General features: G+C 59.0%; 11 protein-coding genes, 1 tRNA gene and 2 pseudogenes. 6 read left to right on the forward strand and 8 right to left on the reverse strand.

Annotated features, from left to right (window positions below):
- Nucleotides 1–216: 216 nt before the first annotated feature.
- Nucleotides 217–1,122 (reverse strand): methyl-accepting chemotaxis protein, encoded by a 906-nt coding sequence (locus QZH45_RS25385; RefSeq protein WP_418323283.1) that lies wholly within the window; start codon nucleotides 1,120–1,122, stop codon nucleotides 217–219.
- Nucleotides 1,117–2,379 (reverse strand): annotated as a pseudogene (locus tag QZH45_RS25390) (PDC sensor domain-containing protein); the annotation flags it as partial. The pseudogene QZH45_RS25390 and the gene QZH45_RS25385, both read right to left, overlap by 6 nt.
- Before the next feature lie 777 nt (nucleotides 2,380–3,156).
- Between QZH45_RS25390 and QZH45_RS25395 the strand changes: the two are divergent.
- Nucleotides 3,157–5,214, forward strand: a complete 2,058-nt coding sequence (locus tag QZH45_RS25395) for a methyl-accepting chemotaxis protein (protein ID WP_024778177.1) — start codon at nucleotides 3,157–3,159, stop codon at nucleotides 5,212–5,214.
- A 103-nt stretch (nucleotides 5,215–5,317) separates the two neighbouring features.
- A tRNA-Met gene (locus QZH45_RS25400) sits at nucleotides 5,318–5,394 on the forward strand.
- Nucleotides 5,395–5,547: 153 nt separating this feature from the next.
- Here QZH45_RS25400 and QZH45_RS25405 read toward each other — a convergent pair.
- A complete protein-coding gene (locus QZH45_RS25405) occupies nucleotides 5,548–6,150 on the reverse strand; it encodes a TetR/AcrR family transcriptional regulator (protein ID WP_024778178.1) in 603 nt (200 codons plus the stop codon).
- 124 nt (nucleotides 6,151–6,274) lie between these two features.
- Between QZH45_RS25405 and QZH45_RS25410 the strand changes: the two genes are divergently transcribed.
- The 3 genes from QZH45_RS25410 to QZH45_RS25420 all read left to right on the forward strand — a co-directional run bounded on the left by QZH45_RS25410 (nucleotide 6,275) and on the right by QZH45_RS25420 (nucleotide 9,303).
- Nucleotides 6,275–7,357, forward strand: coding sequence for an alkene reductase (locus QZH45_RS25410; protein WP_024778179.1), 1,083 nt, complete (start codon nucleotides 6,275–6,277; stop codon nucleotides 7,355–7,357).
- Nucleotides 7,358–7,405: 48 nt separating this feature from the next.
- Nucleotides 7,406–8,194 (forward strand): SDR family NAD(P)-dependent oxidoreductase, encoded by a 789-nt coding sequence (locus QZH45_RS25415; RefSeq protein WP_024778180.1) that lies wholly within the window; start codon nucleotides 7,406–7,408, stop codon nucleotides 8,192–8,194.
- Between the two features lie 107 nt (nucleotides 8,195–8,301).
- Complete coding sequence (locus tag QZH45_RS25420; RefSeq protein ID WP_024778181.1) at nucleotides 8,302–9,303, forward strand: NADP-dependent oxidoreductase; 1,002 nt, start codon at nucleotides 8,302–8,304, stop codon at nucleotides 9,301–9,303.
- Between the two features lie 117 nt (nucleotides 9,304–9,420).
- On the opposite strand, the gene QZH45_RS25425 is transcribed toward QZH45_RS25420, so the two are convergent.
- Nucleotides 9,421–10,032: a glutathione S-transferase gene (locus tag QZH45_RS25425; protein ID WP_024778182.1), complete on the reverse strand. Its 612-nt coding sequence runs from the start codon at nucleotides 10,030–10,032 to the stop codon at nucleotides 9,421–9,423.
- 125 nt (nucleotides 10,033–10,157) lie between these two features.
- Between QZH45_RS25425 and ggt the strand changes: the two genes are divergently transcribed.
- Entirely contained in the window at nucleotides 10,158–12,011 is a 1,854-nt protein-coding gene (gene ggt / locus QZH45_RS25430; protein ID WP_050593840.1) for a gamma-glutamyltransferase, read from the forward strand.
- A 17-nt stretch (nucleotides 12,012–12,028) separates the two neighbouring features.
- On the opposite strand, the gene QZH45_RS25435 is transcribed toward ggt, so the two are convergent.
- The 4 genes and pseudogenes from QZH45_RS25435 to QZH45_RS25450 form a co-directional block, all read right to left on the reverse strand.
- Nucleotides 12,029–12,247, reverse strand: coding sequence for a helix-turn-helix domain-containing protein (locus tag QZH45_RS25435; protein ID WP_024778184.1), 219 nt, complete (start codon nucleotides 12,245–12,247; stop codon nucleotides 12,029–12,031).
- Between the two features lie 7 nt (nucleotides 12,248–12,254).
- Nucleotides 12,255–12,809 carry a DUF2975 domain-containing protein gene (locus QZH45_RS25440; RefSeq protein WP_024778185.1) on the reverse strand — a complete coding sequence of 185 codons (555 nt, stop codon included), beginning with the start codon at nucleotides 12,807–12,809 and terminating at the stop codon, nucleotides 12,255–12,257.
- 92 nt (nucleotides 12,810–12,901) lie between these two features.
- Nucleotides 12,902–13,333: a methyl-accepting chemotaxis protein gene (locus QZH45_RS25445; protein WP_392397200.1), complete on the reverse strand. Its 432-nt coding sequence runs from the start codon at nucleotides 13,331–13,333 to the stop codon at nucleotides 12,902–12,904.
- A 108-nt stretch (nucleotides 13,334–13,441) separates the two neighbouring features.
- Nucleotides 13,442–14,224, reverse strand: a pseudogene (locus QZH45_RS25450) (PAS domain-containing protein); the annotation flags it as partial.
- Nucleotides 14,225–14,367 lie beyond the last annotated feature (143 nt).

Here is a 14,367-nt window from a genome sequence, read left to right on the forward strand (position 1 = left end):
GGGTGCAGCGAACGAGAGGAGAAAAGCGACTGGGGGGCTCCATGGAGGTGTTCATATCGACCTGAAAGTAATTGGGGATAAAAATCCTACAGAGTTTCAGGACGCTTCATGCGAGGCGAATTATTACAGGATCTGACAAAAAACCCTGCATCCATCACCGGTGCAGGGCTTCTTGTGCTGATTTGACATGCTTGGCCATACGCCTGGGAACGGGTACTAGCCCCCTTTGACTTTAAAGCGGCTCAACACCCGTTGCATCAGCGACGCCCGCTCCGACAGATCCTTGGCCGCCACCGCGCATTCCTGCGAGCTCGACTGGTTTTTCTGCGTCACCTCATCGATCTGTTCCAACCCGACACTGGCCTGTTGCAAGCCTGAAGCCTGCTCGCTGGAAGCCTGGTAGATCAGCGAAACCAGGCTGGACACCGCACTGGTGCCACTGACAATATTCTTGAGGGACTCGGCGGTTCGCCCCGCGATGATCATGCCGCGTTGTGTCTTGTTCGAGGAATCGGCAATCAGCGCGGCGGTCTGCTGCGCGGCCTCGGCGCTGCGGGCCGCCAGGGTGCGAACCTCGTCCGCGACCACGGCAAAACCGCGCCCGAGCTCACCGGCCCGGGCAGCCTCGATGGCAGCGTTCAACGCCAGAAGGTTGGTTTGTGCGGCAATGTTGTCGATGGTGGTGATGATCGCGGTGATGTCCTTGCCTGAACTGTCGATTTCGGCCATCGCGGCAATCAGCTCGCTCATCAACTTGTCGCTCTCTCCCGCATCGGCCCGTGATGCCTGGGATTGCTCGTCGGCCTTCTTGGCGTTGGCGGCGTTGTCCCGGGTCTGGGCAGCCATCTGGGTCATCACCGCGCTGATCTCGGTGATGGACGAGGCAGAGTTGGCCGCCCCGTCGGACAAGGACTGACTCAGATCGGTGACCTGCGCCGAGCTGCCGCTGATTCGGGTGGCACTGACCTGTACTTCGGAAATCAACTGGTTCAAGTTACCGAGCATTTTCTCCAGCGACTTGCCAAGGGTATCGTGGGGTGAAGACAGCCGGACTTCCAGGTCCAGATCGCCTTCGGAAATGCGTTCAGCCACCCTGACCTGTCGTTGCAGGCTCTCGGACATGTCGTTGAGCGCGATGGACAACTGTCCGACTTCATCCTCGGATTTCTGCACCAGGCGACGAGAGAAATCCCCCAGGCTGATCTGGGCCGCCAAGGCCGCGGCCTCGCGAATCGGCCCGACGATTTTTGCCGCAGCCAGCCAAAGGCCAACGAGGGCCAACAATGAAATACCCAGCCCTACGGACACTTGCCAGACGCTGTTGCTGATACTGCGCGATTGCAACTCCTGCTCCAGGGCAATCGCTTGGCTCATGACCACCGCTTTGGGCAAGCGAATCAGCACTGCCCACGGCTTCCCCGTGCGCCCCAGTTCAATGGGCATCAGCACTTCAATATCCTGCGTCTGCGGATTGAGCAGGCCATCGCCATGACCACGCTGGATATCGCCCAGCACCTTTTCCCAGGTATCAGGCAGCAAGGCCTTGATGGGTTGCCCGATCAGATCCGTACGCTTGCTGTCCGCGACCACCAGTCCTTGGTTACTCATGATCGAAACAGACCCCTTGCCACCATAAAGATCGGCAGACATCTGCTCGCTGAGTTTCTGGATAAAGGCGATATCGAAGTCAGCCCCGACCACCCCGTAGAACTTGCCGCCGGACACAATCGGTACCGACAAGGTGGTCAGCCAGACATTCTTGCCCTGGACCACATAAGGAATGGGGTCCAACACACTTTCCTTCAGGGTGTCGCGCGGGCCGCTGTACCAACCGCCCTTCGGCACACCATTGGGGTGACGGTCAGGGGAGTCATACTCCACCAGCGGTTGCACCGCGACATGGCCGTCCGCGCTGCGTGTCCAATAGGGTGTGAAACGTCCTGTCAGCGGATTGTTGCCATCCTGGGCATTTCGAAAAGCGTGATCCTGTCCATCCAATGCGTCCGGTTCCCAGCAGGAATACGTACCGTTGAATTCAGGGTTATCCTTGAGAACACTGAGCAATACACTGTTGATTTGATCCCGGCCCAATGCCAGTGGGCTTTGCGCGGCCTTACCAGCAGCAAAGGTGTTGGCCATGGTGCGAGCTGCATCCAGAGCGGTTTGCAGCCTGGCTTGAATGGCGTTGGCGCGGGACTCGGCCAGGTTCTGAATTTCCCGGATCGTCGACTTTTCAACCAGCGCCGTAACTTCCGTCGATACATAGTGCTCATTGGAGCGAGCACTGAAGAGCCCATAGGCAACCAGGCTGACCGATGAAACAAACAGGCATACGCCCGCCGTGACACAAATACGTGCCTGCAACGACTTGAACTTCATATTGACCCCTGCCTGATTCTATTTATTGCTACCGTCAACAACGACGGCGGCATTTCAACGTGTGCACGACGTGGCGAATAACAATCGATCACCGCTGCTTACGCCGCCTCGGACGAATGCCTTCAAGAACACGGCGATACAGCTGTTTACCAGCATTGAAACGTGGCAAGTGGGGGAAAGCATTCATCGCTCTATCCACTCGGTAGCGGAAGAGGCGTTCGAATCAGAAACCGGAGGCTTATTTCCAGGAAGGCAAAGGCGATAGGCGGAAAGAATGTAAAGCCTGCTTCTGCTATCACCCAGGATCACCCTTGAATAAAGCCGCAGAATCCATTCAAACCAACAACCACAGCAAATTAACACGGGCAATACTTCTACAACATCAACTTAGGACTTATACAAATCAGTACTTTAGTCGTAACGAGAGCACACTCGGCGACCCAACGTTCGTATCGTTTCAACTCAGCGAACGGGGAGCGCACGCTGACAGGCACCGCAATGCGCCATTTTAGTGCGACACGTTTTTAATTAGCATGCTATCGACCTAAAAAATCCCCGCCGCCAAGGTGATAGCTCAACGCCATGGTCTGAATCTTGCCTTATTTTTCGTTATAACGCGGTCCCTTACAAAGGGAACCGAGAATGGGAAGTTTCGCTACAGAGCCCGCGTACAGAGCGATCAGAGCGAATTTTCGAGGCCTTTTAAAAGAACACCTGTTTCAGCATTTGTGTAGAAACGCACAAAAAGAGTGCAAGGGTGTTCAGGGGAGTATGGGCATGCAGGCTTTTCTATCACCGGGCATCAGATTATTGGGACGTTTCGGCTTCGCCGGTAAATTCCAATTGTTGTTCTTGCTCTTCATCCTGCCACTCATGGGCAGTCTGTGGATCATCGGCCAGGACTATCGCGATCAGCTCAGCCTGATTTCCGGGGAACGTGCCGGGGTCCGCCAGTTACTGGCCCTGGACAACCTGGACAACCTGCTCACCGCCCAGCGCAACCGCGCTGCCCGTTGGCGCGCCACGGAAACCAATCGGCAACCTACGCCTGCCACGCTTGCCGCGATGGCGGCTTTCGATGCCGTACAACCGGCCCTCAACCAGGCCGCCGATGACCTGAGCACCACTTTGCAGGCCGAAGGCGCCGAAGCCGACATCCTCGCCCGCTACCAAGCCTTGCAGAACAGCCTCAAAGGTCTGGACTCGAAAAGCCTGGGCACCGTAGGTTGGTGGCCGGACGGCTATGATCGCTTCACCGCCGCCCTCAGTGCACTGCAATCCCTGCGTGAGCAGATCGTGATGGACAATCGCCTGACCCTCGCCTCCTGGCTCGAAACCTATCTGCTGACCCAGATCTCGACCCAGCAGACCCCCGAGCTGATCGAGCGGGTCGGACGCCTGGCCAGCGTCGGACAGGCCTCGGTAGTGTCGGGCCAGTTCACACTGCAGAGCCGCCTGCAATTGCGGGACCTGCGCAGCCGCATCGGCGACGCCCGGGATCAGTTGCTCAAGACCGGTGGGCTCCTGGAAGCACGCCTGCCTGGCGACCTGCAAACCTGGGCCGGTCAATATCAAGGCAGCCTCAAGCGCCTGGATGCCGAACTGAAAGTGCTCGACGACGGCGTGTTCGGCGGCTCCATCAGCCTGAAACCGGAAGACTTCGAGAAACACCTGGACGCCCTGCTGTCCGATCTGGCCGCTTTGCGCCAGCAATCCCTGGTGGCCCTGGATACACGGCTGAACCATTATCACGCTACGGCGATCCGCCAGTTCACACTGGTGGCGACGGTGCTGGGCTGCCTGCTGTTGGCGGCCCTTTACCTTTTTGTCTGCCTGCAAGCGTCCATCCGCCTCAGCGCCAGCGGCATCACCTTGCTGGCCGAAGCCCTGCGTGACGGTAACCTCAGCCTGCAAGTGCCGGTGCAAGGACGCGATGAATTGGCGGCGATCAGCACCGCCCTCAACGTCGCCGTGGTGCAACTGCGTAACAGCTTGCTGGGAGTCGACCATGAGACATCGCAGGTAAGCAATGCCGTGCGCACCCTCAACACCCATTCCAGCGGCGCCCTGGGAGAAGTCGAAGCCCAACAGATGCAGATCAGCCAAATCGCTGCCGCCGCAACGCAACTGGCCGCAACCTCTCAAGGCGTGGCAAAAAGCTGTGAACAGGCGTCCGACAGCGCCCAGCAGACCCGACGCATCGCCGCCGACAGCAGCCGTGACAGCCAACGCACGACCGCGAGCATCCAGCAACTCAACCAACGCCTCAACGAAACAGCCGCCGCCCTGGGCCGGGTAAGCGAACAGGGGCAACAGATCCAGTTGGTGGTCGACACCATCCGTGGCGTGGCCGAGCAGACCAACCTGCTGGCGCTCAACGCCGCCATCGAAGCGGCCCGCGCCGGGGAACAGGGCCGCGGTTTCGCGGTGGTTGCCGATGAGGTCCGCAGCCTGTCGCAGCGTACCCAGTCCTCCACCCAGCAGATTGCAGGCACGGTCGACAGCCTGCGCGCGACGGTCAATGAAGCTGTCAGCCTGATGGAAGCCGCCTGCGAGCAGGCACAGACCGATGCCCAAGCCGTCACCAGCCTGGGCGAGCGCCTGGGGGAAATCGCCAGCGCCGTGCAAAGCGTGACCGATACCCTGGCGCAGATCGCCACCGCAGTGGACGAACAGGCCAGCACGGCCGACGAGGTCAGCGGCAATATCCAGCAGGTCGATCAAGCCGCCATGCGCTTGCTGGATGGCGCTCGGGCGGTGAACCTGGCGGCCGATACCCTGAGCCAGGGAAGTCAGGCACTGAGTGCGAATACAGGGAGATTTCAACTCGGTTGACAGGCATTTGTGGCGAGGATGGATAAGCGGTTGAAAGCGCAGAGAAATATTTCAGATTTACGCTTGACACTTCCTCGTTACCGGCGAATAATGCGCGCCACTTGGCTACATAGCTCAGTTGGTTAGAGCATAGCATTCATAATGCTGGGGTCCGGGGTTCAAGTCCCTGTGTAGCCACCAAGTACTAAAAACGGCTTATCGAAAGATAAGCCGTTTTTTTATGCGCGAAAAAAACATCATGGCGGATACCGCCACGATTGCCTGGCTCGAAAGGCCTTTCTGTCAGCCCCCGAAGCACATTTCTCCGAATGGATGAGTGGCGCTCAACTCGCCTCAGTTCTCATGTTGCAGCTTGTCTGCCCCGGTTTCCGACGACGTCACAGATTTGAGAATCGCGACCTGGCAGGCCTCGAGAATTTCATCAGCCAATGAAGAGCCGTCGGGACAGGCGCGGGACATCACAATGGCGCCGAGTGCCTGGGCCATTATCGCCAGATGCGTTGCACGAGCCTTCTCAACGGCCTCAGGACTCAAGTTACCTTCTCCACGCAACACCGCCAGTTGGGTCTCGATACCTGCCGCAAAGATGGCGCGGACCTCCTCGTCCTTACGAGCCGCATCCGCGCACAACGCCGCCAGCGTGCAGCCTGTGGCGCGGTTATCGCGGTGCTCGCGTGAGAGATAGGCACGCACAAACTCTTGTACCGAGGCGCCGGCAGTGAGCTCCGCAGATTGCGTAATACCGCAAGCCGACGATTCAGCCATCAGATCGGACTTGGAGCGGAAGTGCTTGTAAAAGCCTCCTTGGGTAAATCCGGCAGCGGCCATCAGATCCGCGATGCCAACGCCATCATAGCCGCGCTCCCGAAAGAGCGCGGAGGCGGTTTCAACAATATGCGCGCGATTAGCCTGCGCCTGTTTCTTCGTGACTTTCATTGTCCATCCAAGCGTTGTCCAACTAGCCGCCAGTATACATTGATGTCATTCAACATCAAAACATTGACATTTTAGAGTTCGATCGCAATCATTGAGGCCAATCCCACACCAGAAGCCGGAAATCATGTCTGAGAAATCGCTTTTCGAACCCTATCTACTGGGTGACTTGACGCTCTCCAATCGCATCGTGATGGCGCCGCTGACCCGTAACCGCGCAGCCGCAGGCCTAGTCCCGAGCGATTTGAGCGCGACCTATTACGCTCAACGCGCCTCGGCCGGCCTGATCATCACTGAAGCCACCCAGATATCAGCGCAGGCACAGGGATACCAAGACACCCCGGGGCTGTACACGCATGAGCAGATCACCGGCTGGCGGACGGTGACCGACGCGGTGCATGCTGCAGGTGGACGTATCTTTGTGCAGCTTTGGCATGTTGGCCGTGTTTCGCATGTCGATCTGCAACCGGATGGCGCAGCACCCGTGGCGCCGTCTGCAATCCGGGCGCAGACGAAAACATTCGTCAACAACGGTTTCACCGACGTATCGGAGCCTCGCGCCCTGCAATCGAGCGAGCTGCCAGGCATCGTCAACGACTTTCGCCAAGCGGCGGCGAACGCCATTGCCGCGGGCTTCGACGGCGTCGAGATCCACGGAGCCAACGGCTATCTGCTTGACCAGTTCATCAAAGACAATGCCAACCAGCGCACGGATGCCTACGGCGGCTCGATAGAGAACCGCGCGCGTCTGCTGCTCGAGGTCGTCGCGGCAGTGGTCGACGAAATCGGTGCCGAGCGCACCGGCGTGCGGATTTCGCCGGTCTCCCCGGCCAATGGCGTCTCCAGCAGCGCCCCGCAACCTCAGTACGAATACATCGTCGAGCAGCTCAATGCGCTGGGGATCGTCTTGCTGCACGTAGTGGAAGGCGCCACTGGCGGCCCACGCGATGTAGCACCGTTCAACTACGACGCATTGCGTCAGCGATTCAAGCAGACCTACTTGGCCAATAACGGCTACGACCTGCAATTGGCTACCGCTGCACTCAATGAGGACAAGGCAGATCTGATTGCCTTCGGCCGTCCGTTCATCAGTAACCCAGACCTGGTTGAACGCTTGAAAACCGCTGCACCGCTGACACCTCTCGACGGTACCACGCTCTACGGTGGCGGTGCCGAAGGCTACACCGACTACCCGACAATCGCTGGTTGAAGCCTCCCAATTCATCTTCTTGCACAACACGCCCTCAGGAATTCCGACATGACAACGCTTGCGACTGTTCTGATCACAGGTGCCTCTACCGGCATCGGCGCCACCTATGCCAAACGCCTTGCCGAACGCGGCCATGACCTTGTCCTTGTCGCCCGGGACAAGGAACGCCTGGATGCGCTGGCCGCCCGCCTCCAAGCAGAACACGGCATCGCAGTTGATGTTGTGCAAGCTGACTTGACCGACCCTGCCGATCTCAGTGCAGTCGAAACCCGCCTGCGTGATGACTCGCGCATCGGCGTACTGATCAACAACGCAGGACTGGCTCAATCCGGTGCCTTCGTTCAACAGAACGCCGGGGCGATCGACCGCCTTGTCTCACTCAACGTCGTTGCCCTGACGCGTCTCGCCGCTGCGGTAGCTCCACGCTTTGCACAGTCCGGTGCGGGTTCTATCGTCAACCTGGGATCGGTGGTGGGTCTTGCGCCGGAATTCGGCATGTCGGTGTATGGCGCTACGAAGGCGTTCGTACTGTTCCTGTCCCAAGGGCTGCACCTGGAGCTGTCGCCCATGGGAGTCTATGTCCAGGCAGTATTACCAGCAGCAACCCGCACCGAAATTTGGGAGCGCGCAGGGATCGACGTCAATTCACTGAGCGAAGTGATGGATGTCGAAGAGTTGGTCGATGCAGCGCTGGTCGGTTTTGATCGCCGCGAGCTGGTCACCATCCCGCCGTTACACACCGAGGCTCGCTGGACGGCTCTGGATCAAGCGCGACAGGGGTTGCTGTCAGAGATTCGCCAGGCCCACGCCGCTGAGCGCTATCAACCGAAAGCCTGAATGTCATGGCCCTCGTTCAGCCGACGCAATGAACGCAAAGCTTCCCTGCGGCCATGCCGTGGGGGAGCGAAATGGCAGCGGCCTATCCACATCGGAATCAGCGCAATATGAAAGCACTCACCTTCAAACGCTATGGCAAGTCGCCGCAAATCGGGTTTGAGCAAGTTGCCCGCCCGACGATCGCGTCCGATGAGCTGCTGGTCGAAGTCTACGCAGCCGGGGTGAACCCGATCGACAACATGATCCCAACCGGGATTTTCAAGCCTGTCCTGAAGTTCGAATTGCCGGCCGTCATGGGCAGCGATCTCGCGGGCGTGGTCATTGAAGTCGGCAGCGCGGTCACTCGCTTCAAGGCGGGGGATGCGATATTTGCCAGTCTCTTTGACCTTGGCACCGGTTCAATCGCCGAGTTTGCAGTCGTACCCGCGGCGGTTGCCGCATTGAAGCCCGAGAACCTGGATTTCGTGCAAGCCGCATCCCTGCCAATGGTGGGGCTGACCTCCTGGCAAGCGTTGAAAGAGCGCGCCCACCTCAAGGCCGGCCAGAAACTCTTCGTCCCGGCAGGGTCAGGAGGTATTGGTACCTTCGCGATCCAACTGGCAAAACATCTGGGGGCCAAGGTAGCTACCACGACCAGCACCGCAAACATCGAGCTGGTACGTAGCCTGGGCGCAGACGAAGTGGTCGATTACAAGAAACAGGCATTTGAGCAGGTGCTCAGTGGGTGCGATGTGGTCCTCGGCACCACCCGAGGGGACGCACTTGAAAAGTCTGTTGGCATTCTCAAGCCGGGCGGCAAAATTGTTTCACTGGTCGGTCCCCTGGACAAAGCCTTTGCCAAAGCCCGGCGGCTGAACGTTCTCCTCTCGTTCGTCTTCGGCCTGATGAGCCGCAAGATCATCGCTCTGGCGAAAAAAAACCACGTGACCTATTCGTTCCTGTTCGTTCGCCCGGACGGCACTCAACTCAATGAAATTGGCAGGCTGGTCAAATCCGAGCGCATCAAGCCTGTGATTGATCGGGTCTTTGCTTTCGAGCAAGCGAAGGAAGCACTTGATTATCTGGGCCAAGGTCGAGCGAAAGGTAAGGTCGTCGTTAAGATCAAATGAGTAGATAAGCAGGCCAGAGCAGGTGCATTTCAATTGTGGCCATGGCTCACTTCCGAGCCAAGCCGTCGGCGCCCCTGGGGCCCATCCTGGGGGGGCGTCAAGTGCGTTATTGCCCCCTCAAGCCTGGGGGTATCGCTTGAACAATTTGGTCTCTTCCAACCGTGCCGCATGAGCATGCAACTCAGGAAAATCATCTGCCCTGACGACATCGGCAATCATCAGTTGAATGAAGGACCAGGCGACTGCGCTGGTAATGGCGGCCTGATCCGGCCTGTCCCGCATAGCCGGCTGCATGCACGCCAGCCGGGTTTCCCATTCCCGGCAGGCCGCCAGCAACTGCCCGACAACCCGGTCCAGCCAAGGCTGATGACGTTTTTCCTCTGGGCGTAACTGGCGTTCATAGACAATCTGCACGGTCTTTTCGCAAGCAGCCAGCGCCAATCCCAGCACCTGCAGCGAAGCGACCAGGGGCATGGCCTGTTGTGGCATCAACTTCTTGTCAGCGCAGGCCTGCGTCTCGAAGTAGTCGATGATTAGCGTCGAATCCATCAACACGTTACCGTCATCCAGCACCAGGCTGGGGGCTTTTACCACCGGATTGATCGCACGGAACGCCTCGAACGAACCGAATACCGACAGTGCGACATGCTCGAACGAGACCCCCATCAGATCAAGCGAGATGGCCACGCGGCGAACATAGGGGGAATCCAGCATGCCAATCAGCTTCATCGGTAATTCCTCCATGATGCGGGTCGATCCTGTTTTCGGGCGGTACTGCTCAGAAGCAGGTTCCCCGTCGGTTTGCACCCTGCGTCTCGCATCGCTACAGTCCGACTCTATATCCCATGCCACGGATGGAGCAACACGTGCTTACAGACCTCAGACCGAACCTTCATCGCCTGTCAGCCGTTTCGTTGCTGGCTGTCGCCCTCACCCTCGTTGCCTGTAAGGCTCCACCTTCCTCCTCCACACCCGCATTACCCGCCGCACCAGAAATCACCTCCGGCTACCGTACAGATCTGCAGGTCCGCCATGCCGACAAACACATGGCCGCCGCAGCCAACCCGTTGGCGGCCGAGGCCGGGCGGGAAATGTTGCGCCGTGGGGGCTCAGCCATTGACGCGGCGATTGCGATGCAGGCGGTTTTGACCCTGGTGGAACCGCAGTCATCCGGCATCGGCGGAGGAGCATTCATCGTGCTGTGGGATGGCAAGGCCGTGCGTACGTACGACGGACGTGAAACCGCTCCGGCCGGCGCTACTGAGCGACTGTTCCTACAGGCCGATGGCAAACCCATGCCGTTTACCGCCGCACAGATCGGTGGCCGCTCGGTCGGCACACCCGGTGTATTGCGTGCGTTGGAACTGGCCCACCGAAAACACGGGCGCTTGAAATGGGCAACGCTGTTCGATCCGGCCATCAAGCTGGCGGAGCAAGGTTTCCCAATCTCGCCCCGGTTGCACTCAATCATTGCCGGCGACCCGTCCCTGCCAGGCTCGCCAGACATGGCCGCTTACTTCCTGAACACCGACGGCAGTCCGAAAGCTGTCGGCACGTTGCTGAAAAATCCGGCATTGGCCGGCGTGCTCAAGCGCATCGCCAACGAAGGTCCCGATGCGTTGTACGAAGGACCGGTGGCCCGGGAAATCGTCGCCAAGGTGCAGGGCCACGCCAACCCCGGCAGCCTTTCGCTGAACGACCTGAAAGGCTACGCCGCCAAGGAGCGTGCACCGTTGTGCACCGACTACAGGCGTTGGCAGCTCTGCGGCATGGCCCCGCCCTCTTCTGGCGCAATCGCCGTAGCGCAGACTCTCGGGACCTTGCAGGCTTTGGAGCAGCGCGACAGCCACACCGCCCTCGCCCCTTTGAAACCCATCAAGAGCGACAACCCCGCTGGCCTCGAGCCCGCGCCGGAAGCCGTGCACCTGATCGCAGAAGCCGAACGCCTGGCCTACGCCGACCGCGCCCAGTATGTCGCCGATTCGGACTTCGTCCCTGTGCCAGTCAAGGGTCTGGTCGACCCCGGGTACCTGGCCAGCCGCGCCAATCTGATCGGCCCGCGCAGCATGGGCGTCGCTAAACCCGGTACGCCACCAGGCATCCAGGTGGCCTACGCGCCGGACCGTTCGCCGCTACGTATCTCCACCTCGCAAGTGGTGGCGGTGGACGACCAGGGCGGCGCCGTGTCCATGACAACCACGGTGGAATCGGCATTCGGCTCACATCTGATGGTCCAGGGTTTCATGCTCAACAACCAGATGACCGACTTCTCTTTCATCCCCGAAGAGAATGGACAAAAAGTCGCCAATCGCGTCGAACCCGGCAAGCGCCCACGTTCATCCATGGCACCGACGCTGATTTTCGACCGTCAGAACGGTGAGCTGCTGGCCGCTGTCGGCTCGCCGGGGGGGTCGCAGATCATCGAATATGTAGTCAAATCGGTGGTTGGCCTGCTGGACTGGAACCTGGACCCGCAAACGGCCATCAACCTGCCCAACTTCGGCAGCCGCAATGGCCCCACCGAGCTGGAAAAGGGGCAATTCAGTCCCGCGTTGATCCAGGTGCTGAAAGATAAGGGTCACACGGTCAGCGAGATCGACATGACCAGCGGCACCCAGGCGATTGTCCGGGTGCGTGACGCGCAAGGGAAAACCTCACTCGCCGGGGGGGCGGACCCTCGGCGTGAGGGCGAGGCGCTGGGGGACTGAGCAGATACCTGACTCGCTCATGACTGTTCACCCTCAGGCTGATAAATCAACAGATCGGCGGGCTGACACTGCAGGTGACTGCATATGGCCTCGAGCGTCGCCAGGCGTATGCCCTTGACCTTTCCCTGCTTCAACAGGGAGAGGTTGGCTTCCGTGATGCCGATTGCGGCGGCAAGATCCTTGGATTTGACCTTGCGCATCGCCAGCATCACATCCAGTTGGATAACGATAGGCATGAGTTCCTCACACGAAAGATCTGTTTTCTGAGTCGACTTCACTCGCCTGGGACAATATCCGGGCGATGATCGCGATACAGGCGGCCAGGAACAAGGCGACGAAGGACGGGGCGGTGATGCTTATAGTCAGTAGTCGCTCGCCAACCGGCGCGTTGATCGTGACCAGCAAGCTGAGAAACGGCTCGCACAGAAAATCCAGCAACACCCACAGCGCCACTGCGCGACCCGAGTTTCCCAGGTAAACCGCTGCTTCTCTGGAGAAATACTGCCCTTGGGCATAACGCCTGAAGAGCTGCCGCAGGTTGACCAACCCGGCCGCCAGCGCCAACAGAGGCACGCTGGACAAAAGAATCCCACCTAGACGTTGCCAGCCAGTCAACGCCATTGCCCCGCCGGGCAAACTGGACAACTGCCGCTCGGTCAGGGAAAAACCCAGGCCGTATTTTGACGCAATATCAGGAAGCAGCCAGGCAGCAGCGTTGACTGCCATCATCGCGACAATGAAAACCAGCGTGATGACAGCCATGCGCTGGCTGTACAGGGCAAGACGATTCGAACACATGTCAGGGCTCCAGTAGAGTATGGGAGCGCCAACCTTAGATATGAAATTATCGCAAAACAATAATTAATATGTAAAAAACAATAACAGCAGAATCAAGTCGACAGTTGATTGGCGAACTGGCTCACGGCATCGACCACCTTCCTCGCCCCATCCTGGATCTCGACGATCACTGTCCCCGCCTCGGCAGCCAGGGCCAGGCCCTGTTCGGCCTGGTGTTGGCCGTCTGTCATCAACGACACGGCATTGCGCGCCATGTCCTGGTTCTGGCGAACCACGCCGACGATTTCATCGGTGGCCTGACTGGTACGGGACGCCAGTTGCCGCACTTCATCGGCCACCACTGCAAAGCCTCGGCCCTGTTCGCCGGCCCGGGCGGCTTCGATAGCCGCGTTGAGTGCCAGCAGGTTGGTTTGTTCAGCGATGCCGCTGATGGTCTTGACGATCGTGCCAATCACCATGGATTGCTCGTTCAGCGCTTCGATACCTTCGCCGGCATTTTGCATGTGTCGGGCCAGGTCACGCATCACGTCTACGGCCTGGGTCACCACAGTGGTGCCGCGCTGGGCACTGTTGTCGGTTTGCAACGAGGTGCTGTAGGCGATGTTGGCAGCCTCGGCGACGGCCTTTTCCTGGTTGACCTGATCGGTGATGTTCGTGGCGAACTTCACCACTTTGTACAGTCGGTCATTGGCGTCGACCACCGGGTTGTAGGAAGCCTCCAGCCACACTTCACGGCCACTGCTGTCGAGGCGCTTGAAACGGCCGGCGACGAACTCACCACTGTTCAAGCGCTTCCAGAACTGCTGGTAGGCAGGGCTGTTGTATTCCTCCGGCTCACAGAATGTGCGGTGATGCTTGCCCTTGACCTGCGCCAGACTATAGCCCATGGCGTTGAGAAACCGATCATTGGCTGTCAGTACGTGACCATCCAGGTCAAATTCGATCACCGCCGTTGAACGCACCAACGCACCAATGAGGTTTTCATGCTCACGAGAACCTTCAATGGTGCGGGTCAGGTCATTGGAGTACATCGAGAAATAACGGACTCGTCCATCTGCCCCTTTCACGGGCTGAAGGATCGAACGCAACCAGGCTTCCTTGCCGTTGCCGCGAAGCAGGCGCACGGCACCAGAGAAATGCTCGCCACGGGTCAATCCCGACTTGAAGCGAATCTGGAATTCATTGGACTTCAAGTAGGCCGGCACCAGATCTTCTACAGCCCGACCAATGAGGTCCTGGCTCTGGTAGTGCATTTCATCGAGAAATTTCTGGTTGACCGTCTGCACCCGTCCGTCGGCATCGAGGGTCAGCGCCAGCATTTCGCGGTCCAGGCTTTCCTTCACTTGCATGAGGCTGGACAGTTCTTGGCGCAGGGCCGTCAGCTCCTGCTTCAAGCGTTGATTGAACATAGACATGCTCCGATTGGCAGGAGAATTGACAAGCTGTTCTCATGCCATCGGCGCGGCGACTTTTTTCTGAAGAGTGCCATTGGTCGACCCGGCGTTTTCCAGGACGCTGGCGAACCCTGGTCCATCTTTCACGGTCAGTGAATTGTTCT

The organism is Pseudomonas corrugata, from assembly GCF_050920615.1.
Classification (GTDB): Bacteria; Pseudomonadota; Gammaproteobacteria; order Pseudomonadales; family Pseudomonadaceae; genus Aquipseudomonas; species Aquipseudomonas corrugata.